Source organism: Caldimonas mangrovi (assembly GCF_023721835.1).
GTDB classification, from domain to species: domain Bacteria; phylum Pseudomonadota; class Gammaproteobacteria; order Burkholderiales; family Burkholderiaceae_C; genus Caldimonas; species Caldimonas mangrovi.
The window spans coordinates 1-23,298 of record NZ_JAMKFE010000001.1 but is presented as its reverse complement, the minus strand read 5'-3'; the positions used below and the strand labels follow the sequence as shown (position 1 = coordinate 23,298).

22 protein-coding genes and 1 tRNA gene are annotated in these 23,298 nt (G+C 68.7%); 9 read left to right on the top strand and 14 right to left on the bottom strand.

From position 1 onward, the window contains the following. The first annotated feature begins 12 nt into the window (after window positions 1-12). Together M8A51_RS00115 and galU are read left to right on the top strand one after the other, a co-directional pair. Window positions 13-2,838: a valine--tRNA ligase gene (locus tag M8A51_RS00115; protein ID WP_251776060.1), complete on the top strand. Its 2,826-nt coding sequence runs from the start codon at window positions 13-15 to the stop codon at window positions 2,836-2,838. A gap of 43 nt (window positions 2,839-2,881) precedes the next feature. After that, the gene (gene galU / locus M8A51_RS00110; RefSeq protein ID WP_251776059.1) at window positions 2,882-3,748 is read left to right on the top strand and encodes a UTP--glucose-1-phosphate uridylyltransferase GalU; all 867 of its coding nucleotides are present in this window, start codon (window positions 2,882-2,884) and stop codon (window positions 3,746-3,748) included. A 155-nt stretch (window positions 3,749-3,903) separates the two neighbouring features. On the opposite strand, the gene M8A51_RS00105 is transcribed toward galU, so the two are convergent. Together M8A51_RS00105 and M8A51_RS00100 are read right to left on the bottom strand one after the other, a co-directional pair. Further along, complete coding sequence (locus M8A51_RS00105) at window positions 3,904-4,131, bottom strand: sulfurtransferase TusA family protein (RefSeq protein ID WP_251776058.1); 228 nt, start codon at window positions 4,129-4,131, stop codon at window positions 3,904-3,906. A gap of 38 nt (window positions 4,132-4,169) precedes the next feature. Next, a complete protein-coding gene (locus M8A51_RS00100; RefSeq protein ID WP_251776057.1) occupies window positions 4,170-4,706 on the bottom strand; it encodes an NUDIX domain-containing protein in 537 nt (178 codons plus the stop codon). 121 nt (window positions 4,707-4,827) lie between these two features. On the opposite strand from M8A51_RS00100, the gene trmB reads away from it, so the two are divergent. Beyond that, window positions 4,828-5,442 carry a tRNA (guanine(46)-N(7))-methyltransferase TrmB gene (trmB, locus tag M8A51_RS00095; RefSeq protein ID WP_251776056.1) on the top strand — a complete coding sequence of 205 codons (615 nt, stop codon included), beginning with the start codon at window positions 4,828-4,830 and terminating at the stop codon, window positions 5,440-5,442. Here trmB and cysM read toward each other — a convergent pair. Beyond that, window positions 5,412-6,317 (bottom strand): cysteine synthase CysM, encoded by a 906-nt coding sequence (cysM, locus tag M8A51_RS00090; protein WP_251776055.1) that lies wholly within the window; start codon window positions 6,315-6,317, stop codon window positions 5,412-5,414. The genes trmB and cysM overlap by 31 nt on opposite strands. A gap of 127 nt (window positions 6,318-6,444) precedes the next feature. On the opposite strand from cysM, the gene M8A51_RS00085 reads away from it, so the two are divergent. Next, a tRNA-Leu gene (locus M8A51_RS00085) sits at window positions 6,445-6,531 on the top strand. Between the two features lie 52 nt (window positions 6,532-6,583). On the opposite strand, the gene M8A51_RS00080 is transcribed toward M8A51_RS00085, so the two are convergent. Further along, window positions 6,584-7,207 (bottom strand): glutathione S-transferase family protein, encoded by a 624-nt coding sequence (locus M8A51_RS00080; RefSeq protein ID WP_251776054.1) that lies wholly within the window; start codon window positions 7,205-7,207, stop codon window positions 6,584-6,586. 226 nt (window positions 7,208-7,433) lie between these two features. Between M8A51_RS00080 and M8A51_RS00075 the strand changes: the two genes are divergently transcribed. Together M8A51_RS00075 and M8A51_RS00070 are read left to right on the top strand one after the other, a co-directional pair. Then, entirely contained in the window at window positions 7,434-7,979 is a 546-nt protein-coding gene (locus M8A51_RS00075) for a M23 family metallopeptidase (protein WP_251776053.1), read from the top strand. Between the two features lie 2 nt (window positions 7,980-7,981). Then, a complete protein-coding gene (locus tag M8A51_RS00070) occupies window positions 7,982-8,551 on the top strand; it encodes a hypothetical protein (RefSeq protein ID WP_251776052.1) in 570 nt (189 codons plus the stop codon). A gap of 6 nt (window positions 8,552-8,557) precedes the next feature. On the opposite strand, the gene M8A51_RS00065 is transcribed toward M8A51_RS00070, so the two are convergent. From M8A51_RS00065 to M8A51_RS00025, 9 genes are all read right to left on the bottom strand, one after another. Next, entirely contained in the window at window positions 8,558-9,829 is a 1,272-nt protein-coding gene (locus M8A51_RS00065; RefSeq protein WP_251776051.1) for an amidohydrolase family protein, read from the bottom strand. Further along, window positions 9,829-10,761, bottom strand: coding sequence for an ABC transporter permease (locus tag M8A51_RS00060; protein ID WP_251776050.1), 933 nt, complete (start codon window positions 10,759-10,761; stop codon window positions 9,829-9,831). The genes M8A51_RS00065 and M8A51_RS00060 overlap by 1 nt, the downstream gene beginning before the upstream one ends. Further along, the gene (locus tag M8A51_RS00055; RefSeq protein ID WP_251776049.1) at window positions 10,761-11,828 is read right to left on the bottom strand and encodes an ABC transporter permease; all 1,068 of its coding nucleotides are present in this window, start codon (window positions 11,826-11,828) and stop codon (window positions 10,761-10,763) included. The genes M8A51_RS00060 and M8A51_RS00055 overlap by 1 nt, the downstream gene beginning before the upstream one ends. Further along, complete coding sequence (locus M8A51_RS00050; protein WP_251776048.1) at window positions 11,806-13,386, bottom strand: ABC transporter ATP-binding protein; 1,581 nt, start codon at window positions 13,384-13,386, stop codon at window positions 11,806-11,808. The genes M8A51_RS00055 and M8A51_RS00050 overlap by 23 nt, the downstream gene beginning before the upstream one ends. Beyond that, entirely contained in the window at window positions 13,383-14,411 is a 1,029-nt protein-coding gene (locus tag M8A51_RS00045) for a BMP family protein (protein WP_251776047.1), read from the bottom strand. The genes M8A51_RS00050 and M8A51_RS00045 overlap by 4 nt, the downstream gene beginning before the upstream one ends. A gap of 48 nt (window positions 14,412-14,459) precedes the next feature. Further along, entirely contained in the window at window positions 14,460-15,158 is a 699-nt protein-coding gene (locus M8A51_RS00040; RefSeq protein ID WP_251776046.1) for a TetR/AcrR family transcriptional regulator, read from the bottom strand. Beyond that, the gene (upp, locus tag M8A51_RS00035) at window positions 15,155-15,781 is read right to left on the bottom strand and encodes a uracil phosphoribosyltransferase (protein WP_251776045.1); all 627 of its coding nucleotides are present in this window, start codon (window positions 15,779-15,781) and stop codon (window positions 15,155-15,157) included. The genes M8A51_RS00040 and upp overlap by 4 nt, the downstream gene beginning before the upstream one ends. A gap of 162 nt (window positions 15,782-15,943) precedes the next feature. Continuing rightward, the gene (locus M8A51_RS00030; protein ID WP_251776044.1) at window positions 15,944-17,200 is read right to left on the bottom strand and encodes a DUF1688 family protein; all 1,257 of its coding nucleotides are present in this window, start codon (window positions 17,198-17,200) and stop codon (window positions 15,944-15,946) included. Continuing rightward, a complete protein-coding gene (locus M8A51_RS00025; protein WP_251776043.1) occupies window positions 17,197-18,435 on the bottom strand; it encodes a GTP cyclohydrolase II in 1,239 nt (412 codons plus the stop codon). Before M8A51_RS00025 ends, M8A51_RS00030 begins: the two co-directional genes overlap by 4 nt. A 226-nt stretch (window positions 18,436-18,661) precedes the next feature. On the opposite strand from M8A51_RS00025, the gene M8A51_RS00020 reads away from it, so the two are divergent. Next, window positions 18,662-19,264, top strand: a complete 603-nt coding sequence (locus tag M8A51_RS00020; protein WP_251776042.1) for a rhomboid family intramembrane serine protease — start codon at window positions 18,662-18,664, stop codon at window positions 19,262-19,264. Between the two features lie 93 nt (window positions 19,265-19,357). Continuing rightward, window positions 19,358-20,461: a S1C family serine protease gene (locus M8A51_RS00015; protein WP_251776041.1), complete on the top strand. Its 1,104-nt coding sequence runs from the start codon at window positions 19,358-19,360 to the stop codon at window positions 20,459-20,461. A gap of 530 nt (window positions 20,462-20,991) precedes the next feature. On the opposite strand, the gene M8A51_RS00010 is transcribed toward M8A51_RS00015, so the two are convergent. Continuing rightward, window positions 20,992-21,888, bottom strand: coding sequence for an SDR family oxidoreductase (locus M8A51_RS00010; RefSeq protein ID WP_251776040.1), 897 nt, complete (start codon window positions 21,886-21,888; stop codon window positions 20,992-20,994). A gap of 105 nt (window positions 21,889-21,993) precedes the next feature. Here M8A51_RS00010 and M8A51_RS00005 point away from each other — a divergent pair, with 105 nt between their 5' ends. After that, window positions 21,994-23,025 (top strand): CDP-6-deoxy-delta-3,4-glucoseen reductase, encoded by a 1,032-nt coding sequence (locus tag M8A51_RS00005; protein ID WP_251776039.1) that lies wholly within the window; start codon window positions 21,994-21,996, stop codon window positions 23,023-23,025. Window positions 23,026-23,298: the final 273 nt, after the last annotated feature.

Below are 23,298 nucleotides of genomic sequence, written 5' to 3'. Positions count from 1 at the left end.
CCACCCGGCACCATGTCCGAACTCGCGAAGTCCTTTGAACCGAAAGCCATCGAAGCGAAGTGGGGCCCCGAATGGGAGCGTCGCGGTCTGTACGAGCCGACGCTCGACGAGACCCGGCCTTCGTTCGCGATCCAGCTGCCGCCGCCCAACGTGACCGGCACGCTGCACATGGGCCATGCGTTCAATCAGACCATCATGGACTCGCTGACGCGCTACCACCGCATGGCCGGTTTCAACGCGCTGTGGCTGCCGGGCACTGACCATGCAGGCATCGCAACGCAGATCGTCGTCGAGCGCCAGTTGCAGGCGCAGGGCGTGTCGCGCCACGAGCTCGGCCGCAAGAACTTCGTCGCCAAGGTGTGGGAGTGGAAGGAGCAGTCCGGCTCGACCATCACGCAGCAGATGCGCCGCATGGGCGACTCGGTGGCCTGGGGCCATGAGTACTTCACGATGGACGACAAGCTCTCGCCCATCGTGACCGACACCTTCGTCAAGCTCTACGAGCAGGGTCTGATCTACCGCGGCAAGCGGCTGGTCAACTGGGACCCGGTGCTGAAGTCGGCCGTGTCCGACCTCGAGGTCGAGAGCGAAGAGGAAGACGGCTCGCTGTGGCACATCCGCTATCCGCTCGCCGACGGCTCCGAGGAACTGGTCGTGGCTACCACGCGGCCAGAGACGATGCTCGGCGACACCGCGGTGATGGTGCACCCCGAGGACGAGCGCTACCGCCACCTGATCGGCCGGCAGGTCGCCCTGCCGCTGACCGGCAGGACGATTCCGGTGATCGCCGATGCCTACGTGGATCGCGAGTTCGGCACGGGTGTCGTCAAGGTCACACCGGCGCACGACTTCAATGACTACGCCGTGGGCCAGCGCCACCAGTTGCCGATGATCGGCATCTTCACGCTCGACGCGAAGACGAACGACGAAGTGCCCGCCGCCTACCGCGGCATCGACCGCTTCGACGCGCGCAAGAAGGTGGTCGCCGACCTGGAAGCGCAGGGTTTGCTGGTCGAGGTTCGCAAGCACAAGCTGATGGTGCCGCGCTGTGCGCGCACCGGGCAGATCGTCGAGCCGATGCTGACCGACCAGTGGTTCGTCGCGATGAGCAAGCCCGGCCCGAGCGGCAAATCGATCGCCGAGCAGGCCATCGAGGTGGTGCAGGACGGCCGCGTGCGATTCGTGCCCGAGCAATGGGTCAACACCTACAACCAGTGGATGAACAACATCCAGGACTGGTGCATCTCGCGCCAGCTGTGGTGGGGCCATCAGATCCCGGCCTGGTACGGCACGAACGGCGAGATGTTCGTGGCGCGCAGCGAGGAAGAAGCGCGGCACAAGGCCGAGGCCGCCGGCTACTCGGGTGCGCTGACGCGCGACGAGGACGTGCTCGACACCTGGTACTCGTCGGCGCTGGTGCCATTCTCGACGCTGGGCTGGCCGAGCCAGACCAAGGAGCTGGACCTGTTCCTGCCCTCCACGGTGCTGGTCACCGGCTTCGACATCATCTTCTTCTGGGTCGCCCGGATGATCATGATGACGGTGCACTTCACCGGCAAGGTGCCGTTCCGCCACGTCTACATCCACGGCCTGGTGCGCGACTCGCAGGGCAAGAAGATGAGCAAGTCGGAAGGCAACGTGCTCGACCCGGTCGACCTGATCGACGGCATCGCGCTGGAGCCGCTGCTCGACAAGCGCACCACCGGCCTGCGCAAGCCCGAGACGGCGCCCAGGGTGCGCGAAGCGACGAAGAAGGAATTTCCGGAAGGCATTCCCGGCTACGGGGCCGATGCGCTGCGCTTCACGTTCGCCGCGCTCGCCAGCCTGGGCCGCAACATCAACTTCGACAGCAAGCGCTGCGAGGGCTATCGCAATTTCTGCAACAAGCTCTGGAACGCCACGCGCTTCGTGCTGATGAACTGCGAGGGCAAGGACTGCGGGCTGGCCGAGCACGGCGCCCAGGAATGCGTGCCGGGCGGCTACCTCGACTTCTCGCACGCCGACCGCTGGATCACCGGCGAACTGCAGCGCGTCGAGGCCGCTGTGGCGCAGGGCTTTGCCGAATACCGTCTCGACAACGTGGCGAATGCGATCTACCAGTTCGTGTGGGATCAGTATTGCGACTGGTACCTGGAGATCGCGAAGGTGCAGATCGCCACCGGCGACGAGGCGCAGCAACGCGCCACACGGCGCACGCTGATCCGCGTGCTGGAGACGGTGCTGCGCCTGCTGCACCCGATCACGCCCTACATCACCGAAGAGCTGTGGCAGAAGGTCGCTCCGGTGGCCGGCCGCAAGGCCGTGGGCTCGGACGACTCGCTGATGCTCGCACCCTACCCGAAGGCCCAGCTCGAGCGCATCGATGCCCAAGCCGACGCCTGGGTGGAACGATTGAAGGCCGTGGTCGGCACCTGCCGCAACCTGCGCAGCGAGATGGCCTTGTCGCCGGCCGATCGCGTGCCGCTTTACGCGATCGGCGACGCCGGTTTCATCGCGCAGGCGGCGCCGGTGCTGCAGGCGCTCGCCAAGCTCAGCGAAGTCAAGGTCTTCAACGAAGAAGCAGCGTTTGCACTAGCCACCCGCACCGCACCTGTCGCGGTGCAGGGCGCGAGCCGCCTGGCCCTGCACGTCGAGGTCGACGTGGCGGCCGAGCGCGACCGTCTCGGCAAGGAAGCGACGCGGCTGGAAGCTGAGATCGCCAAATCGCAAGCGAAGCTTGGTAACGACAAGTTCGTTTCCCGGGCCGCTGCTAACGTCGTGGAACAGGAACGGGCAAGACTGTCAGAGTTCACTGCTACCCTCGCCCGGGTGCGTGACCAGCTCGACCGGCTGGCGTAAAGCTTGCATCGGTCGGCTGTCATTCGAAACCAGGAGGAAATACATGCACGTCACGAAAGCCGTATTCCCGGTGGCGGGCCTCGGCACCCGCTTTCTACCGGCGACCAAGGCGCAGCCCAAGGAAATGCTGCCGGTGGTCGACAAGCCGCTGATCCAGTACGCCGTGGAAGAAGCCTATGAAGCCGGCATCCGCGAAATGATCTTCGTCACCGGCCGCACCAAGCGCCCGATCGAGGACCACTTCGACATGGCCTATGAGCTCGAGACCGAGCTCGAGGCTGCCGGCAAGCACGAACTGCTCAAGATCGTGCAGTCGATCAAGCCCGACGACATGGAGTGCGTTTTCGTGCGCCAGCCGAAGATGCTGGGCCTGGGCCATGCCGTGCTGTGCGCGGAACGCCTCGTCAACGGCTACCCGTTCGCCGTCATCCTGGCTGACGACCTGATGGTCGGCACCCCGCCCGTCATGAAGCAGATGGTCGAGCAGTTCGCCGACTGGAAGGCCACCATCATCGCTGTGCAGGAAGTACCGCCCGAGCAGACGCGCCGCTACGGCATCGTCGCCGGCACGCAGGTGAACGACCGCCTGATGGACGTCGAGGAGATCGTCGAGAAACCGGCGCCAGAAGTGGCGCCGTCGCGCCTCGGGGTGGCCGGCCGCTACATTCTCACCTCGGGCGTGTTCGACGAGATCCGCCGCCAGCCCAAAGGCGTGGGGGGAGAGATCCAGCTCACCGACGGCATCGCCGGCCTGCTGCGCCGTGAAAAGGTGTTTGCCTATCGCTACGACGGCGTACGCTACGACTGCGGCAGCAAGGAAGGTTTCCTGCAGGCCACCGTCGAGTTGGCGCTGGGTCACCCGCAGCTGGGCGCAGGCTTCCGCGAGTACCTCAAGGCGCTGGATTTGTAGGGACCACCCCTACGGCCTTCGGCCGCCCCTCAAGGGGCGACACCAGCGGACCGGCGGAGCCGGGTCCGCGGTGTCACTCGCTGGAATCGAGGGGCGCCGGCCGTCGTTGGACCGGTGAGCGACCGGCGCGGTCCGAAAAACGGTTGTCGATGCGCTCAGCGGCGGCGCAGGACGTGGACGAATTCCTTGTCCGACGTCTGCTGGTCGACCAGCTCGTTGCCGGTCTGCTTGGCGAACGCCTGGAAGTCGCGCAGCGAGCCGGGGTCGGTCGCCACCACCTTCAGCAGCTCGCCGCTGTGCATCTCGGCCAGGGCCTTCTTGGCCTTCAGGATGGGCAGCGGGCAGTTGAGGCCGCGGGTGTCGAGTTCCTTGTGGATGTCCATGACGGGTTCCTTGAATCCGGCGATTTTAGGCCGTGGCTTCACGTCTTGGAGAAGTCTATCCATTGCGGCTCATGGCCGCGCGCCTTCAGCCACTGTGCCAGCATGACGCCAGTGCCTGCCGGCCAGCATTTCACCTCTTCCGGACGGAACAGCTTGTATTCCGCCAGTTCGGGCGACAGCACGATGTCGCCGTGCGCCACGGCGTGATAGGTGATGATGACCTGGTTCATGCGCTGGAAGTCGCACACGCCCTGCAGCGTCAGCTGCGACACGGCCAGCGAGGTTTCTTCGGCGATCTCGCGGCGGATGCCCTCTTCCGGCGATTCGCCGGCCTCCATGAAGCCGGTGATCAGCGCGAACATGCGCCCGGGCCAGGCCGCGTTGCGGGCCAGCAGGATCTGCCCCTCGCGGTCGGACAGCTCAATGATCGCCGCCAGCACCGGCGTCGGGTTGTTCCAGTGGGTGTAGTCGCAGGCGACGCAGCGCAGGCGTTCGCGCGCGCCGCCGTCCTCCAGGTTCACCAGCCACTGCAGGGGGGTGGCGCAACGCGGGCAGAATTTGAAGTCGCTCACCATGCACTCCGACGTTGAATCCGGCCATCCTAGCGGCCTTCCGCAGTCTGCGCTGCCGTCGCCTTGCGGTTCGCGCGCGGTCCACAGCAACCAGGCGGGCCCGCACCCGCGGCTGGAACAGCTCGTGCGCAAGCATCTCGCGACGGCGTTCCGGCGTCCGCCTGCGGCCTACAGCCGGCAGGCCTTCGACACGCTCGTCGCTCGCGGCGCCGGCCATCGTCCGCTGGTGCTCGACAGCGCCTGCGGCACCGGCGAAAGCACGGCGGCGCTGGCACGCCGGCACCCGGAGGCCCTCGTCGTCGGGGTCGACCAGTCGGAAGAGCGCATCGAGCGCGGGCGGCGCAAGCTTGGCGGTGTGCTGCCCGGCAATGCGCTGCTGCTGCGCGCGGACGTCACCGACATCTGGGCGTTGCTGGAGGCGCAGGGTCTGCGGCTGACACACCACTATCTGCTCTACCCCAACCCGTGGCCCAAGAGCGAGCACCTGCAGCGCCGCTGGCACGGGCACCCGCGCTTCAGGGAATTGCTCGCACTGGGCGGGCACATCGAGCTGCGCACCAACTGGCGGCTGTATGCCGAGGAGTTCGAGATCGCGTTGCGGTGCGCGGGCTGGCGCGCCCGGTGCACGGACGTGAACGATGCCGAGCCGCTCACGCCCTTCGAGCGCAAGTACCGCGACAGCGGCCACCCGCTGTCGCGGCTGGTCGCTCAGGCGGGGAACACGCCGGTGGACAGGTAGCGGTCGCCGCGGTCGCAGACCACGAAAACGATGGTCGCGTTCTCGACCCGCTGCGCGATCTGCAGCGCCACCCAGCAGGCGCCGGCAGCCGAGATGCCGGCGAACAGGCCTTCCTCGCGCGCGAGGCGGCGCGCCATGTCCTCGGCGTCGGCCTGGCTCACATAGACCATCTCGTCGACCGAGCTGGGATCGTAAATCTTGGGCAGGTATTCCTGCGGCCACTTGCGGATGCCGGGGATGCGCGAGCCCTCGCTGGGCTGCGCGCCGACGATGCGCACCTGGGGGTTCTTTTCCTTCAGGTAGCGCGAGACGCCGGTGATGGTGCCGGTGGTGCCCATCGCGCTGACAAAGTGCGTGATGCGGCCTTCGGTATCGGCCCAGATCTCGGGGCCGGTGGTCTCGTAGTGGATGCGCGGGTTGTCGGCGTTCGCGAACTGATCGAGCACCACGCCCTTGCCGTCGCGCTGCATCTGTTCCGCCAGGTCGCGAGCGTATTCCATGCCGCCGGCCTTGGGCGTCAGGATCAGCTCGGCGCCGAAGGCCTTCATGCTCTGCGCGCGCTCGATGGACAGGTCCTCCGGCATGATCAGCAGCATGCGGTAGCCGCGAATGGCAGCAGCCATCGCGAGCGCGATGCCGGTGTTGCCCGAGGTGGCCTCGATCAGCGTGTCGCCCGGCTTGATCTGGCCGCGCTCCTCGGCGCGGCGGATCATGCTGATGGCGGGGCGGTCCTTCACCGAGCCGGCCGGGTTGTTGCCCTCGAGCTTGCCGAGGATCACGTTGCCGCGTTGCTCGTTGTCGAGGCCGGGCACGCGTTGCAGCTTCACCAGCGGAGTCTGGCCGATGACGTCTTCGATGGTCTTGTAGGCGGGCATGCGAGTGTCTCTCCTGGTCCGCCGACGACAACGGGCGGAGCCGTCATTGTGTCAGGCTCGCCAAGGCCCCACGCGCGGCGCTGTGTGATAATCGCCGACTCGCACGCAACGTGCGTCTCAACCGCCTGCCCAGGTGGCGAAATAGGTAGACGCAAGGGACTCAAAATCCCTCGCCAGCGATGGCGTGCCGGTTCGAGTCCGGCTCTGGGCACCACCACCTCTCCCCCTTTCGTCCGCTCAGTGCGCCGCGCCCGCGGCCTGGTGCGTCAGTCGTGCGTCTGGCCCGACAGCGGTGTGGCGCGCATCGAAGCGCGCTGGGTGAATGCGTCGAACCACCGTGTCAGGTGCGGCCGGCCCGTGCGGAAGGACGGCAGCCCGCGGAATTCGATCCAGCTCAGCGCCGTCGCGACGGCGATGCTGCCCAGGTCGACCGGCGGCGCCTGTGGCTGCCACTCGCTTTCCAGCACGTCGTAACCGGCGACGAGCTTGGCCGCCATGCCGTCGCGCAGGGCGGCGTAGCGCAGAGGCTCGGGCCGGCGTTCGGTTTCCCAGCGCACCGCGATGCCCGCTTCGCACAGTCCCTTGGCCAACGCATCGAGCCTCAACACCCGCCAGCGCGCTTCGCCGGCCGTGGGGACCAGGCGGCCCGGTTCGTCGGCCAGCGTGTCGGCGTACTCGCAGATCACCGTCGAGTCGAACAGGGCCGGTGCCTCGGGCCGCACCAGCACCGGCACCTTGCCGAGCGGGTTCACGGCATACACCTCGGGGTTGGCCCGGGTCGGGCTGGTCTCGTGGTGCACGACTTGAACGCGCGCGGCGAGGCCGGCCTCGTGCAGGAAGACCAGCACCTTGCGGGCGAACGGGGAGTGGGTCTGGTAGAGCAGCTTCATGGTGTTCGACGAGGGTTGAAGGAAGTGTCTATGGTGCAGCGCCGGCCGTCGCGAGCGGCCGCGTTCGGCGCGGCTGGAACGACGATAGCCCGCAAAGCGAACAGCACGGCTGCGGCGCGGCGACAGGCCCCCGAGTCAAGGGGCTCCCGTTACACCGCGCCCGGTTGACCCACCCCGGTGGCCGGCCAAGAATCGTCGCTCTTCAAACACAGATCAAGGAGGAACGATGGCTGCCCTGTCATGGCCGCTGGCGCACAACACCATACGGCGCCAGGTGAAGAACAACGCTTTCGGCAACGTGCGCAACGGCGGGACGCGACCGCATCAAGGGTGGGATTTGTATGCGCCGCTGTTTACGCCTTGCTATGCGATCGCGGATGGAAAGATCGAGTGGGCACGCCCACGAGGTGACCTCGGCAACCTTGTATTGCTGAGATTCGAGCATGGGCGCCAAATCTACTGGGCGGCGTACGCCCACCTGGGCGTGATATTCCCGGCAGAAGGCGCACTGATCGCCCGGAACGAACCGATTGCGCTGACGGGAACGACAGGCAACGCTGCGTCCATGAGCGGAGACGATCTTCATCTACATTTCGAGATTCGAACGATGCCCTTTCCTGGCAACGGGTTGGGGGGTCGCGTCGATCCCGCCTTGCTCTACGGCTACGCACCCATCGGGTCGACCATTGTCCAAACCCGCGGGGAGTCGCGCACAGCATCTGGAGTCAAAGGACTTCTCGTGCCGGGCGTCAACGTCTTGGAAGGGCCTTAGTCATGCGCGAAGCGCTCGTCGCCACCGCCTGCTTGTGGGGGGCACTTGCAACAGCCCACACAGCCGACCCATCTGCGCTGGAAGAAGCGCAGCGACTGGTCGGCTTGGAGTATCGACTCGGCCCTGGCGCAGCAGCAGGCCAGATCATTGCGCAGCGCCCCTCGTGCTCCAACGTCGGCGGTTCGGTCGTATGGAATGACGGCAGGCCGATGGATGAATGGTCGTTCGGCGAGTTCATTTGCAACGGACGCTCCATTGCGTTGCTGAAACGTCAAGTCGGCGAAGCAAGCAATGGTCCAACGTGGCGCATTGTCGACGCCTTGCCGTTGCCCAGCTATGAACAGCACGGCGAACCGAAACGACCCAATGCCCTCAGGCTCTACTTCAACGGGGAGTGCGAACTGGACGGAAAAACCGATACGCTCTTCTTCGCGCTGGTTCGCTTTGGAAAGCGCGACCGCATCGACTGGCGAACCGGCGTCGAGCGCGCCTGGGGTTTCAACCTCACCGCCGAGCGTATCGTGCCCTTGTCCACCAAGCGCATCGTCTGCTATCGGCCCGAGCCGGCCTGAGCGGCCTCACCGCTGAAAACTTGTCGTGCCCGGCCGGCCCGGCAGTTCGAGCGTCGCCGTCGCTGCCGGGGTCGTCGCCACCACCTTGCCGGCGCGGATGACCGCAAGCCGCGTGGCCCGCAGCCGGATCGCCTCCACCGGGTCGCGCGCCTGCAGCAGCACCAGGTCGGCCCGGCAGCCGGGCGCGAGGCCATAGCCTTCGAGGCCGAGGATGCGTGCGGGTGTCGCGGTCACGGCGTCGAAGCACTGCCGCATCGCCGCCTGCGACGTCATCTGCGCGACGTGCAGCCCCATGTGCGCGACTTCGAGCATGTCGCCGGAACCGAGGCCGTACCACGGGTCCATCACGCAGTCGTGGCCGAAGGCCACGTCGACACCGGCGGCCAGCAGTTCGGGCACGCGCGTCATGCCGCGGCGCTTGGGGTAGGTGTCGTGCCGCCCTTGCAGCGTGATGTTGATCAGCGGGTTGGCGATCGCTGCCACGCCCGACTCCTTCATCAGCGGGATCAGCTTGGACACGTAGTAGTTGTCCATCGAGTGCATCGACGTCAGATGCGAGCCGGCCACGCGGCCCTGCAGACCGAGGCGCTGGGTGTGATAGGCCAGCGTCTCGATGTGGCGCGACAGCGGGTCGTCGGACTCGTCGCAATGCATGTCGACACGCAGGCCGCGTTCGGCGGCCAGCTCGCACAGCAGGCGCACCGACTCGGCGCCATCGGCCATCGTGCGCTCGAAGTGCGGGATGCCGCCGACCACGTCGACGCCCATGCCGAGTGCGCGCTCGAGGCGGTCGATCGCCCCGGGGCTGCGCAGCACACCGTCCTGCGGGAAGGCCACCAGCTGCAGATCGAGATAGGGCTGCACCTGGCGCTTCACGTGCAGCAACGCCTCGGCGGCGAGCAGGCGCGGATCGCACACGTCCACATGCGAACGGATGGCGAGCAGCCCCTTGGCGACGGCCCAGTCGCAGTAGGCCAACGCACGTTCGGCCAGCGCGTCCTGCGTCAACTGCGGCTTCAGCTCGCCCCACAACGAGATACCTTCGAGCAGCGTGCCCGACTGATTGACGCGCGGCAGCCCGTAGCTGAGCGTCGAGTCCATGTGGAAGTGCGCATCGACGAAAGGCGGCGTGACCAGTTGCCCGGCCGCGTCGATCTCCGCCGCTGCCCGGCCTGCCAGCTGAGGCCGCACCTCGACGATGTGCCCGCCCTCGATGGCGATGTCCTGCCCGGTGCGGCCGTCGGGCAGCGTGCAGCGGCGCACGATGAGGTCGAGCATCAGCGCTCTCCTTTGCGATAGGGTTGCATCAGCGCCTGAGGATAAGCGGCACGCCGCGACATCACCACCAGTGCCACGATCGACAGCACATAGGGCAGCATCAGGTAGAGCTGATAGGGCACCATACCGCCGCCGGCTTGCTGCAGGCGCAACTGCGCGGCGTCGAACAGGCCGAACAGCAGCGCACCGAACAGCGCCTTGCCGGGCTGCCATGACGCGAACACCACCAGCGCAACGCAGATCCAGCCCCGCCCATTGACCATGTTGAAGAAAAAGGAGTTGAACGACGACAGCGTCAGGAAGGCGCCGGCCGCGCCCATCAGTGCAGAGCCTGCCGTGACGGCGCCGATACGCACCGCGACGACGCGGATGCCCTGCGCCTCGGCCGCCGCCGGGTTCTCGCCGACACCGCGCACCGCCAGGCCGAGCGGCGTGCCGTAGAGCAGCCATGCGACGGCGGGCACCAGTGCGAACGCCAGCCACGCGAACGGCGTCTGCGCCGCCAGCACGTCGCCGACCAGCGGCAGCCCGCCGCCCCAGCCGGCCGGCGCGAACGGCTCGATGGTGGGGGGTGTCGACACCTTGGGAAACGCGATGCGGTAGCCGTAGTAGCTGAGGCTGCTGGCGAGCAGGGTCACGCCCAGCCCGGCGACGTGCTGCGACAGCATCAGCGGCACCGTCAGCACCGCATGCAGCAGGCCGAAGCTGCAGCCCACGGCGGCAGCGGCCGCCACGCCCCCCCACAGCCCCGCGCCCTGGTACACCGCCATCCAGCCCGCCAGGGCACCGGCGACCATGATGCCTTCGATGCCCAGGTTGAGCACCCCGGCGCGCTCGCACAACAGCACGCCGAGCGTGCCCAGCACCAGCGGCGCGGCCACGCGCAGCACGGCGACCCAGAAGGCACCGGTGGCCAGCCAGTCGAACTCCATCAAGCCGCCCTCCAGACCACGCGGTAGCGCGTGAACAAGCCTGCGACCAGCATTGCGAGCAGTGCCACGGCCACCATCACGTCGGCCAGGTAGGTGGGCACCCCGAGCGTGCGGCTCATGCTGTCGGCACCGACCAGCACGCTCGAGACGAACAACGCAGCACCGACCACCCCCAGCGGGTGCAGGCCGGCGAGCATCGCGATGACGATGCCTGCGTAGCCGTAGCCCGGCGACATGTCCAGGGTCAGGTAGCCGGCACGGCCGGCCACTTCGCCGACCCCCGCCAGGCCGGCGAGCGCCCCCGAGGCCAGCGCCGTCACCAGCACCACCCGGCGCACCGGAAAGCCGGCGAACGCGGCGGCCCGCGCGTTCGCGCCGACGGCGTGCATCGCGACGCCGAAGGTGGTCCAACGCTCGACAAGCCAAGCCAGCACGGCGAGCAGCAGCGCCAGCCCCAGGCCACTGTGCACGCGGCTGCGCTCGAACAGGCGGCCGAACTCCAATTCCGGCGGCACCGCGACCGACTGCGGCCAGCCCAGCGCCGCCGGGTCTTTCATCGGGCCGTCGAGCATCATCGAGACGAACAGCAGCGCGATGAAGTTGAGCAGCAGGGTGGTGACGACCTCGTCGACACCCAGGCCGGTCTTGAGCCAGGCCGGCAGCAGCAACGCGAGTGCACCCGCAAGCATGCCCGCCCCGACCATCACGGCGAAGGCGGCCGGCGCTGGCAACGCCCATACGCCGGCGGCAAACCGCCCCGCCACCGCAACCGCCGCCAGCGCGCCGAGGTAGAGCTGGCCTTCGGCGCCGATGTTGAAGAGCCGCGCGCGGAACGCCACCGCAGCGGCCAGGCCGGTGAGGATCAGCGGTGTCGCGCGCGTGAAGGTTTCGGACCACGCAAAACGCGATCCCCATGCACCCTCTGCCAGCAGCGCATACGCGCGGCCCACCGGGGCGCCCGCCCACAGCAGCAATAGCGAACCGGCAGCCAGCGCCACGAGCAGCGCTGCCACGGGTGCCCCCAGCAGGGCTGCCGTGGACGGTTCAGCGCGCGGCAGCAGCTGCATGAGCGCCCTCCTCCGGCCCGGGTGCCGGTGTGCTGCGCCCCGCCATCGCCAGGCCGATCTCGCCCAGGCTCCAGTCCTGCGCCGCCCGCGGTTCGCCGAGTCGGCCCCGGGACATCACCGCGACACGATCGGCCAGCGCGAAGATCTCGTCGAGATCCTCGGAGATCAACAGCACCGCCGCCGAACGAGCCGCCGCTTCGAGCAGCGCGCGGTGCACCTGCGACACCGCGCCGACGTCCAGACCCCAGGTCGGCTGGTGCGCCACCACCAGCACCGGTGTCGTGCCGGCTGCTGCGTCGAGCGCCCGGCCGAGCACCAGCTTCTGCATGTTGCCGCCGGACAGCGCACGCACCGGCGCCTTCAGGCTGCCGCCGCGCACGTCGAAGGCTTGCACCAGCTGGCGCGCGGCTTGGTGCGCCGCGCTCCGACGCACGAAGCCCAGGCGCGAATACGCCCGGGTGTGCAGGCGTTCCAACACGGCGTTGAGCCACAGCGGCAACTCGCCGACGACGCCGACCGCCTGACGGTCGGCCGGGATGCGGGCCACCCCGGCATCGACCCAGGCGCGCGGCGCCGCCGGCATGTCGCGCCCTGCCAGCACGATGCGGCCGGCCTGCGGCGTGAGGCCACCGCCGAGCACCGCCGCCAGCTTGTCCTGGCCGTTGCCCGACACGCCGGCCACCGCGAACACCTCACCCGGCCGCAGTTCGAGAGACACTCGATCGAGCATCGGACGAGCGCCGGCACGCCGCAGCTCGACGCGATCGAGCACCAGCACCGGCTCGACCGCTTCCTGTTGCGCCCGCGCCGCACGCGACGGGCGCTCGACGCTGCGCCCGACCATCAGCTCGGCCAGTTCGGCGGCCCGCACGCCCTGTGCGGGCCGGGTTGTGACCAGCCGCCCGCCGCGCAGCACCGCGACACGGTCCGACACCGCCAGCACCTCGTCGAGCTTGTGGCTGATGAAGACGATCGCCAACCCTTCTGCGACGAGCTGCCTGAGCGTGTCGAACAGCGCGTGGCTTTCCTGCGGCGTCAGCACCGCCGTCGGTTCGTCCAGGATCAGGATGCGCGCGCCACGCACCAGCGCCTTGACGATCTCGACCCGCTGGCGTTCGCCGACCGACAGATCGCCGACACGCGCATCGGCATCGATGGCCAGGCCGAAGCGGCGTGCCGTCGCCGCCAGCCGCTCGCGCATCTGGCGCCGTCGCAGCCAGGGCTGCCACAGCGGTTGCAAGCCCAGCATCACGTTGTCGAGCACGCTCAGGTTGTCGGCCAGCGCGAAGTGCTGGTGCACCATGCCCACGCCGGCGGCGAGCGCCGCACGCGGATCGCCGCTCGGCAAGGTGCGCCCGAACACCTCGACCCGGCCGGCGTCCGCGGCGTAGTGCCCGAACAGGATGCTGACCAACGTGCTCTTGCCGGCGCCGTTCTCGCCGAGCAGCGCCAGCACCTCGCCGCGCCCGAGCGACAGCGTGATGTCGTCGTTGGCCGTCAGCGCGCCGAAGCGCTTGGTGATGCCGACCAGCCGCAGCACCGGAGCCGCGTCGTTCACGGCGTCGACTTCGGCTCGCTGTCGTCGACCTTGACCACGAACTTGCCGTCGAGGATGGCCTGCTCCTTCGCACGCACCTTGGCCATCAGCCCGGCCGGCACCTTGCCTTCAAAGGTGCCGAGCGGCGCCAGCTGCGAGCCCTTGTGCTTCATCGTCGAGTAGGGCCCGTAGTCCTCGGCGGTGAACTTGCCGTCCTTGACCTTGCGCATGGCCGCCTCGATGCTCGGCTCCATGTGCCACAGCGCCGAAGCCACCACAGTCTGCGGGTACTGCGCCTGCGTGTCGATGACGTTGCCGATCGCGAGCTTGCCGCGCTCCTTCGCCGCATCGGACACGCCGAAGCGCTCGGCATACATCACGTCGGCGCCCTGGTCGATCATCGCGAAGGCGGCCTCCTTGGCCTTGGGCGGGTCGAACCACGAGCCGATGAAGCTGACGGTGAACTTCACCTTCGGGTTGATTTCGCGCGCGCCCTCCATGAAGGCGTGCATCAGGCGGTTCACCTCGGGGATGGGGTAGCCGCCGACCATGCCGATGCGGCCGGTTTTCGTCATGCCGCCGGCAATCATGCCGGTCAGGTAGGCGGGCTCCTGGATGTAGTTGTCGAACACCGAGAAGTTGGGCGCCTGCGGCTTGCCCGACGATCCCATCAGGAAGGCCGTCCTGGGATAGTCGCGCGCCACCTTGCGGGCCGCCGCCTCGACGCCGAACACCTCGCCGACGATCAGCCCGTGGCCGCCCTCGGCGTACTGCCGCATCACCCGTTCGTAGTCGGCGTTGGCGACGTTCTCGGAGAACACATACTCGATCTCGCCGCGAGCCTTTGCGGCATTCAGCGCCTTGTGGATGCGCGACACCCATTGCTGCTCGACCGGCACCGTGTAGATCGCCGCGACCTTCATCTTCGACTGCGCCTTCGCGGGCAGCACCGCCGCCGCTGTCGCGGCAGCGAGCGCCAAGCCTGCCCACCACAAGACCCTGCGCCGCTTCGGCACGGCTGCTTGCCGAACCCTGAGTTGACTCATCTGTTCGTCCTTTCCGACTGCTGTTGCACCCACATCGAGGCCCCTGCCTCACCGGGGCGAGCCGGCTGCAAGAAGCGCGCCCGGCCCACCGTTCATCACGCCGCATCCCTGCAGCACCAGCGACACCACGTGCTCGGTCGCGCGTTCGAAGTCTGCTTCCGTGAGCTGCCGACGCCCGAGCACCGCGCAGACCTGCGCGTCGAAGTCGGCATACGTCTGCGTTGCCGCCCAGATCGTGAAGAACAGGTGCACCGGATCGAGGGGCCGCATCCAGCCCCTTGCGATCCAGCCGTCGATCACGCGCGCCTTGTCCCTCACCAGCGCACGCAGCTCGCGCCGCAGGTAGCCCCCGATCTCGGGTGCGCCGTGCAGCACCTCGTTGGCGAACACCCGCGAGGCGTCGGGCCGCTCGGCCGTCAGCTTCATCTTGGCGCGGATGTAGTGCGCCAGCGCGTCGCCGGGATGGCGGTCGTCGCGGATCACCTCGGTCGGCGCCAGCCACAGCTGCAGGATGTTGGTCAGCACCGCACGATAGATCGCCTGCTTGGTACGGAAGTAATAGTGCAGGTTGGACTTGGGCAGTCCCGCTTCCTGGGCGATGCCGTTCATCGTCGCGGCGCTGAAGCCGGCACGCGCGAACACGCGCTCGGCGGCGCGCAGGATGCCGGCCTCGTGCTCCTGCCGGATGCGCCCCTTGCGCGGCAGACCGGCCGCGCGCTTCGTGTCGACGGCGGCAGGCGTGTTCACTTGGTCCCGAACATGCGGTCGCCGGCATCCCCGAGCCCCGGCACGATGTAGCCGTGCTCGTCCAGCCGCTCGTCGACGGCGGCCAGCGTCAATGGCACGTCGGGGTGCGCCGCCTGCACCGCTTTCACGCCTTCCGGCGAGCCCAGCAGGCACACCAGCTTCAGGCTGCTCACGCCTACCTCCTTCAGACGGCTGAGCGCGGCGATCGCCGAATTGCCGGTGGCCAGCATCGGGTCGACGACGATCACCAGCCGGTCCTGGATGTCTTCGGGCACCTTGAAGTAGTACTCCACCGGCTCCAGCGTCTCGGGGTCACGGTACAGCCCGATGTGGCCGACCCGTGCGCCCGGCAGCAGGTCGATCATGCCGTCGAGCATGCCGTTGCCGGCACGCAGGATGGACACCAGGCACAGCTTCTTGCCGCTGATCACCGGCGCTCGGCAGGCCGCCACCGGTGTCCGGACCGGGATCATTTCGGTGCTCAGGTCGCGCGTCACTTCATACGCCAGCATCGACGCGATCTCGCGCACCAGGCGGCGGAAGTTGTCGGTGGTGGTGTCTTCGCTGCGCACATAGGTGAGCTTGTGCTGCAGCAGCGGGTGGTCGACGACGTGGACGCTCATGCTTCAGTTCCCCTTCGTGTCAAAACAGTAATCCCCATCGGATGGCGTGCCGGTACCGCACCGGCATGCGTCCCTTCGAGCGGCCTCCATGCACTCGGCTGTGCCAGTCCATCGGAGGCGCCGCCTCGAAGGGGGCGCGCGAAGCGCGTAGGGAGTGGTGCATCAGAACACCGTGCCGTCGCTGACGATGCGGACGGGTGGGGGACCGCCCGGGCGGCGTTCGGCGGCGATACGTCGGCCGGCCGACCAGGTGCCGCCTTCGAGCACGCGCGCCAGCGGGAAGGCGGCCTCGTCCAGGCCCAGCCGCTCGCGCACCGCGGCAGCGATGCGGTCGAGCGCGATCACCGTCACCGCCCGCCATTCGACGACCGCCTCGGCATCGACCGTCTGCGGCTCGACCAGGAACGAGGGCTCGCGCGGTTGCAGCAGGCCCAGGTCCAGCAGCAAGCCGCCGTTGCGGTACTCTGGCAGGCCGGTCAACGCGTCGAGCCCGGTCACCGTCAAGCCGGCGTCCTCCAAGGGCTCCAGCAGCGAATAGGTCAGCCACTGCGTCAGCTTGTGGAAGGGCACCCGCGTGTCGGTCGCGGCCGGATGGTGCCAGCAGTCGCCCAGCGAGACGCCCTGCAAGGCGACACGCCCCGGCCACACCGGGCCGAGCGCGCGCAGCAGCGTCGCCAGCACGAAGCCGGCGCCGATGCGGCCGTCGCGCGCGTGCAGCAGCAGGTAGTCCAGCAGATGCCCCAGGCGGGCCGGGGCACCGAACACGATGGGCGTGGCGTGCGCCACTTCGCCGAGCCGGCGCAGCAGTGCCAGCCGGCCGTCGAGGCCGACCAGCGGGTTGCCGGCGTGCACCTGGAAGGCGTCGGCGAGGACCGGAGCGCGCAGGTGCGCCAGCGCCGCCGCGTCGCTACGCAGGGGATGCTCGCCCGGGTGCGAGGAGAAGGCGCCGGCCGCGAACATGGCGAAGCTGGCGACGCCCAGCCCCTCCGAGCGCGCCAGCGTGATCCCGTGCGCAGCGTCGAGAAAGCGCCAGTCGGGCCCCGCGCCGGCGTCGAGCAGCACGCTGGGGATGACGAGGTCGATGCGCACGCGAGCACGCTCCAGCACATCGAATCCCGCCCCGCGGCTCAAGGCGCCCCAGCGGTCGACGCCGCCGGCCTCGAAATGCCGCCAGCGGCTGTGGTACGGCACGCGCAAGTCCGGATAGCGGGCGCGCAGGGTATCGATCACCAAGTCGGCGGCCGCGCCCAGGCGCCCGGCGTGCCACGTGAAGTGCGGCGAACGCCCGGCCTCGACGTGCGCCATGACCTCGGCGCAGCGCTGCCGCACGGCCTCGACCGTCAGCAGCGCCGAGGCCGGGTGATCTTCCGGCACCGGGGTGTGCCAGCCGGGCGCGCGCGAGTCCGGCAGCTCGCTCATTCCTCCAGCCCCCGCCCCTTGGGCAGCGCCAGCTCGGTGGCGTCGGGCGTGTAGTGCGAGAAGTAGCCCGCGGCCTTCTTCGCGTCCATCTCGACACGCGCATCGGCCGGGATCAGTTCGTCAGGGATGGGCACGCGCTCGACCACGTCGATGCCCTGTGCCGCCAGCGCCCCATGCTTCATGTTGCTCATCGATGCCCAGCGGTCGATGCGCGTGATGCCGAGCCAGTGGAACACATCGGGCATCAGCTCCTGGAAGCGCATGTCCTGCACGCCGGCGACACATTCGGTGCGCTCGAAGTAGGTTTCGGCACGGTCGCCGCCGTTCTGTCGCTTGCGTGCGTTGTAGACCAGGAACTTGGTCACCTCGCCCAGCGCCCGGCCTTCCTTGCGGTTGTAGACCACCAAGCCCACGCCGCCCTGCTGCGCCATCTCGATGCAGACCTCGATGCCATGAGCCAGGTAAGGGCGGCAGGTGCAGATGTCGGAGCCGAACACGTCGGAGCCGTTGCACTCGTCGTGCACGCGGCAGGCCACGCGCGTCTCGGGCCGCCCGAGCCGCGACACGTCGCCGAAGAAGTACAGCGTCATGCCGCCGATGGGCGGCAGGAACACCTTCAGGTCGCTGCGCGTGACGAGTTCCGGGAACATGCCGGCCGTCTGCTCGAACAGGCTGCGGCGCAGCATGCTCTCCTTGATGCCGAAACGCTTCGCCAGGCCCGGCAGATACCACACCGGGTCGACCGCGGCCTTGGTGACCCGCACGTCGCCGTTGGCGTGCAGGATGTCGCCATCCGGATGCAGGCGGCCGGCGATCACCGCGGCGCGCAGCTCGGGCATGTTGATGTGGGCCTTGGTCACCGCGATGGTCGGGCGGATGTCGACGCCGGCCGCGACCCGCTCGGCGAAGGCCGACGACGCCATGTGACCCCACGGGTCGAGCGAGACGATCTTGTCGGCATCGCTCCACTGCGGGTGCGGGCCGATGGCTTCGGCCGGGGCGGTGTTGGTGAAGTCCGGGCGATGGTCACGCTGCAGCTGCCCCGACGCCACCGCGAGCGCGCGGTAGACGGCATAGGCTCCCGAATGGGAGCCGATCGCGTTGCGGTGCACCGGGTTGGTGAGGCTGGCGACGATGGGCCCGCGTTGTTGCGGCGTTGCGGCCCCCCAATGGATCTCGGGCGACGCGGCCTCGCCCTTGCGCGGGTGCGAGGTCAACACGATGTGGGCGGACATGGAGCGCTCCTCGGCGGCCATCGGAACTTGACCGCCCGGTCAACTTTGCGCCGTTGAAGCGATTTGCGTGCCAGCAGAAACCCCAATCCCGGGCGGCCGGGGCGGCGAAGCGCGACACGTGCTTGCGCCAAATCCCGGCACGCGGCCCGAACAACTAGGCCGGCGCGACGTCCGCCAGGAGCCCGCCGCTATCATGGTCAGCTTTTCTGCCGCCTGAAACCCTGCGATGCCGTCACTTCCTCCCATCGTCAAAACGCTCCTGCTCATCAACGTCGGGGCGTTCTGTCTGGACCTGATCGCCGGCCGCATACTGATGGGCCTGTTCGCGCTGTGGCCGCTGCAAAGCGGCCTGTTCATGCCGTGGCAGGTGGTCACCTACGCTTTCCTGCACGGCAGCATCGGCCACCTGTTCTTCAACATGCTGGGCTTGTGGATGTTCGGCGGCGAACTGGAGCGCCTGTGGGGCGAAAAGCGCTTCCTGCAGTTCTACGCGGCCAGCGTGCTGACCGCAGCGGCCGCGCAGATCGCCGTGACCTATTTCGCCGGCTCCCCCTATCCGACGGTCGGTGCGTCAGGCGGGCTGTTCGGTCTGCTGCTGGCTTACGGCATGTTGTTCCCGAACCGCACCATCATGCCGCTGTTCCCGCCGATCCCGATGAAGGCCAAGGTCTTCGTCGCGATCTACGGCGGGCTCGAACTCTTTTTCGGCGTCACCGGCACGGCCTCCGGCATCGCGCACTTCGCGCACCTGGGCGGCATGCTGGGCGGTTTCCTGATGATCCGCTACTGGCGCGGGCAGCCGCCGTTCGGCGGCCGGCGCCGCTTCTGACACCGGGCGCCGTCGCACCATCCCCCTGCTGCGGGCTGGGGAAAGACGAAAGCGGGATGCTGTGGTGGTTCACCACCGCAGTCGGGGTGTGTCATGTCCGTCTCGCCCGCCTTCTCGCTGCGCCGGCACCGGCGCCATCGCGCTGCGCCGCGCCGCCCGTGGTCGCTCGCTGCCTCCTGGTTGCTGGCGCTCGTCGCGCTGGGCTGGAGTGCGTCGCTGGCCGCGCAGTCGGCTGAAGCCGCCTCGGCGCCGGACGACGACACCGCGATCACCGAACAGGCCCGCGTGCTGCGGCAGCTCGGCGCTGCGGTGGTCGGCGTGCGCGCGCTGGCCACCCCCGAGGCCCGCTCGATCGAAACGCTGGGCCCCGTGCGGCTCGGCTCGGGCGTCGTGATCGGCCCCGACGGCCTGGTGCTGACCATCGGCTACCTGATCCTCGAAGCGGACAAGGTGGACCTGCTGTTGCCGGACGGCCGCGAACTGCCCGCCCGGGTGGTGGCCTACGACCTCGCGACGGGTTTCGGGCTGGTGCAACCGCTGGTGCCGTCGGGCCTCACGCCGGCGTTGCTGGGCAGCTCGGGCGAGATCGACGAAAGTGCGCCGCACGTCATTGCCACCGGTGGCGAGGCCGGTGCGATGAGCGTGGCGCAGGTCATCTCCCGGCGCCCCTTCTCCGGCTACTGGGAATACCACATCGACGGCGCCATCTTCACCGTGCCGCCGCGCACCGACCACAGCGGTGCCGGTCTCTTCAATGCACGCGGGGAACTGGTCGGCATCGGCTCGCTGATCGTGACGGACGCGGTGGGCCCGGGCCGCCAGGTGCCCGGCAACATGTTCGTGCCGGTCGACCTGCTGAAGCCGGTGCTGGCCGAACTGCGCGACCATGGTGCGTCGGCGCAGAGCAGGCGCGCCTGGCTGGGCGTCAACTGCGTCGAGTACCAGGGCCTGGTGCGCGTCGTGAAGGTGTCCGCCGAAAGCCCAGCCGAGGCGGCAGGGCTGCAGCCGGGAGACGTCATCCTGAAACTCGACGGCGAGCCCGTCGGCAAGCTGGAGGTGTTCTACAAGAAGCTGTGGAGCACACCGCAGCCCGAGCGTGAAGTGACGCTGGAGGTGGGCCGCGGCGCCGACGTCCAGACGTTGAAGGCACGCACCGTCGACCGCATGAAGACGCTGCGCAAGGCGGTCGGGATCTAGGAGCTTGAGCGGCAGAAGCCGCTCAAGCTCCTAGTGTGCTGTCCCGCAGGTTTGTGGACGAAGCGTCGAGCGCAGGCAGTGGCTTTCGAAGTTCTGGCGAAAACGGCTGCCGGCTAGGAGTCTGGGCGGCAGAAGGGACGTGCCTGACTGGGGCCGAGTCCAGTCGGTTTCGTGGCCACGGCCGCGAACTACCTTCCCTATGAGCCGCAGCAGATGCCCTGGCCGACACCAGCTACCAAGCCGAAGCGGAGTTGAGCGCAAGCGGAGCGGCGGTGGAGAGCTCGTCAGACTGACTGGAGCCTCCCTCTCGGAGGGAGGCTGGAGGGTGCGATCCGACAAGCTGGAGCTCCCTCGCGGAGGGGGCTCGGGGGAGCCGTGCGTAAAGCCGCAGGCCAGGAGTCTGGGGGGCTTCTGCCGCCCAGACTCCTAGGCGCAGCGCACAGGCGGGTGGGGCCACCCGGCGAGCACTGCAACGACGCATGCAGGGGTTTCTCGCCTGAACTTCTTCGACGAACTTGCGGGACAGCACACTAGGGCCTCAACCCTTCGCGCACCGTCGGGTAGCGCAGCTTCAGCTTCAGTTCGCGCTTCAGGCGCTCGTTGCTCAAGCGCCGCGACTCGCTCAAGAAGGACTGCTGCATCGGCGAGAGCTGCTGCGCCGCCTCGGCCCGCGAAACGCGCGGCGGGCGCGGCAGGCCGCACACGTCGGCCGCCAGGTCGAAGTAGTCGCCCATCTTCAGTTCGGTGTCGTCGCTCGCGTGCACGATGCGCTGCGGCAGGCCACGCCACAGTGCGACGGCACAGGCCCGCGCCAGGTCGTCGGCATGGATGTGGTTGGTGTAGACATCGTCTTGCGGCGCCAGCACCGGCGCACCGCGCAACAACCGCTCGCGCGGGTGCCCGCCAGGGCGGTCGACCGCATAGATGCCCGGGATGCGCAGCACGGTCACGCGCACGCCGAGCGCCCGGCCGAACCAGCGGATGCGGTCCTCGGCGTCGACACGCCGCTGAGCACGGTCGGTGGCCGGACGCACGGGACGGGTTTCATCGAAAAGCTCGCCCTGCGCGTCGCCGTACACGCCGGTCGTGCTGCCGTAGACCAGCGCGCGCACGCGGCCCTTGCGTGCCAGCGCCCGCAGCAGCGCCGCGGTCCGCGTGTCGACGCGCCCGCTGGCCGGTGGTGGCGCGAGGTGCAGCACCGCGTCGGCCAGTGCGGCCAGCCGGCCCAGCGTGGACGCGTCGTCCAGGTTGCCCACCAGTGGCACGGCGCCCAGGCCGCGCAGCGCGGCACAACGGTCCGGCTGGGACGTCAGCGCCAGCACGCGCCAGCGCGGCACCAGCAGGCGCAGCACGCGCTGGCCGACGTCGCCGCAACCGATGATCAACAGCCGTGGTCGGCGCAGGGGGAACGAGGGCAACAGAGGCATGGCGAACGGCCGGCCCGGCGTCGGGCCTTTGCAACCGGGGCAAAATGTCGGGTTTCGCAGTGTATGAGCCGCGGCCAGGCCCGTGGTGCATGAGGAGACTCCCCGATGACCTTCACCGTGACCGTGCAGCCCAGCGGCCACACCTTCGAGGTGCAGCGCGACGAGACCGTGCTGGCCGCCGCGATCCGCCAAGGCGTGGGCCTGCCCTACGGTTGCAGGGACGGCGCCTGCGGCTCCTGCAAGAGCCGGCTGCTCGATGGCCGCGTGATCCACGGCGCGCACCAGGTGAAGGCGATGTCGCCGGCCGAGGAAGACGCCGGCTACACGCTGACGTGCTGCGCCACGCCGCAGAGCGACCTCGCTATCGAGTCGCGTGAAGTGGTGGGCGCGGGGCAGTTCCCCATCAAGAAGATGCCCTGCCGCGTGACGACGATCGAGAAGGTCGCACCCGACGTGGCCGTGCTGCGGCTGCAGCTGCCCGCCAACGACCAGCTGCAGTACCACGCCGGCCAGTACGTCGAATTCATTCTGCGCGACGGCGCCCGCCGCAGCTATTCGATGGCGAACGCACCCCACACGCAGGCCGACAAGCCGGGCATCGAACTGCACATCCGCCACATGCCGGGCGGCAAATTCACCGATCATGTGTTCGGCGCGATGAAGGAAAAGGAGATCCTGCGGCTCGAGGGCCCGTTCGGTAGCTTCTTCCTGCGCGAAGACTCCGACAAGCCGCTGGTGCTGCTGGCGTCCGGCACCGGCTTCGCCCCGATCAAGGCGCTGATCGAGCACCTGCAGTTCAAGGGCATCACCCGCCCCGCGGTGCTCTACTGGGGCTGCCGCAGCCGTGCCGACCTGTACCTGCACAACTGGGCCGAACAGGCGGCCGCGAGCCTGCCCAACCTGCGCTACGTGCCGGTGCTGTCCGAGCCCAAGCCGGAAGACGCCTGGACCGGCCGCACCGGCTTCGTCCACCAGGCGGTGATGCAGGACCTGCCCGACCTCTCCGGCCACCAGGTCTATGCCTGCGGGGCGCCAGTGATGGTGGAGTCGGCCCAGCGCGATTTCGTTGCGCATGCTGGGTTGCCCGGTGAAGAGTTCTACGCGGATTCGTTCACCAGCGAAGCGGACAAGCACTGACGCGGAGGAGCATTTCCCCAACCCGTGGTCGCGCGTGACGAGGGCGCGGGGTGGCCGACTCCGCTCATGTCCCCCGCCCCGGACTACGTCCGGTCCTCCTCCTTTACTTCGCTGCGTCGGCCACCCCGCACCCTCGTCATGGCCGCTTCTGTGACCTGCCCGGAATGTCAGGGCGGTGCCAGATCGGGCCGGCGGGGTGCTCTGCGTAGCGAAGTAAAGGAGGAGCGGCGGGCGCAGCCCGTCGCGGGGGACATGAGCGGAGCAGAGCGCCCC

What these genes read in the sequence shown, in the direction of transcription:
- M8A51_RS00115 (WP_251776060.1), top strand. Translation starts at nt 13, where the DNA reads ATGTCCGAACTCGCGAAGTCCTTTGAACCGAAAGCCATCGAAGCGAAG.
- galU (WP_251776059.1), top strand. Translation starts at nt 2,882, where the DNA reads ATGCACGTCACGAAAGCCGTATTCCCGGTGGCGGGCCTCGGCACCCGC.
- M8A51_RS00105 (WP_251776058.1), bottom strand. Translation starts at nt 4,131, where the DNA reads ATGGACATCCACAAGGAACTCGACACCCGCGGCCTCAACTGCCCGCTG.
- M8A51_RS00100 (WP_251776057.1), bottom strand. Translation starts at nt 4,706, where the DNA reads ATGGTGAGCGACTTCAAATTCTGCCCGCGTTGCGCCACCCCCCTGCAG.
- cysM (WP_251776055.1), bottom strand. Translation starts at nt 6,317, where the DNA reads ATGCCCGCCTACAAGACCATCGAAGACGTCATCGGCCAGACTCCGCTG.
- M8A51_RS00080 (WP_251776054.1), bottom strand. Translation starts at nt 7,207, where the DNA reads ATGAAGCTGCTCTACCAGACCCACTCCCCGTTCGCCCGCAAGGTGCTG.
- M8A51_RS00075 (WP_251776053.1), top strand. Translation starts at nt 7,434, where the DNA reads ATGGCTGCCCTGTCATGGCCGCTGGCGCACAACACCATACGGCGCCAG.
- M8A51_RS00070 (WP_251776052.1), top strand. Translation starts at nt 7,982, where the DNA reads ATGCGCGAAGCGCTCGTCGCCACCGCCTGCTTGTGGGGGGCACTTGCA.
- M8A51_RS00065 (WP_251776051.1), bottom strand. Translation starts at nt 9,829, where the DNA reads ATGCTCGACCTCATCGTGCGCCGCTGCACGCTGCCCGACGGCCGCACC.
- M8A51_RS00060 (WP_251776050.1), bottom strand. Translation starts at nt 10,761, where the DNA reads ATGGAGTTCGACTGGCTGGCCACCGGTGCCTTCTGGGTCGCCGTGCTG.
- M8A51_RS00055 (WP_251776049.1), bottom strand. Translation starts at nt 11,828, where the DNA reads ATGCAGCTGCTGCCGCGCGCTGAACCGTCCACGGCAGCCCTGCTGGGG.
- M8A51_RS00045 (WP_251776047.1), bottom strand. Translation starts at nt 14,411, where the DNA reads ATGAGTCAACTCAGGGTTCGGCAAGCAGCCGTGCCGAAGCGGCGCAGG.
- upp (WP_251776045.1), bottom strand. Translation starts at nt 15,781, where the DNA reads ATGAGCGTCCACGTCGTCGACCACCCGCTGCTGCAGCACAAGCTCACC.
- M8A51_RS00030 (WP_251776044.1), bottom strand. Translation starts at nt 17,200, where the DNA reads ATGAGCGAGCTGCCGGACTCGCGCGCGCCCGGCTGGCACACCCCGGTG.
- M8A51_RS00025 (WP_251776043.1), bottom strand. Translation starts at nt 18,435, where the DNA reads ATGTCCGCCCACATCGTGTTGACCTCGCACCCGCGCAAGGGCGAGGCC.
- M8A51_RS00020 (WP_251776042.1), top strand. Translation starts at nt 18,662, where the DNA reads ATGCCGTCACTTCCTCCCATCGTCAAAACGCTCCTGCTCATCAACGTC.
- M8A51_RS00015 (WP_251776041.1), top strand. Translation starts at nt 19,358, where the DNA reads ATGTCCGTCTCGCCCGCCTTCTCGCTGCGCCGGCACCGGCGCCATCGC.
- M8A51_RS00010 (WP_251776040.1), bottom strand. Translation starts at nt 21,888, where the DNA reads ATGCCTCTGTTGCCCTCGTTCCCCCTGCGCCGACCACGGCTGTTGATC.
- M8A51_RS00005 (WP_251776039.1), top strand. Translation starts at nt 21,994, where the DNA reads ATGACCTTCACCGTGACCGTGCAGCCCAGCGGCCACACCTTCGAGGTG.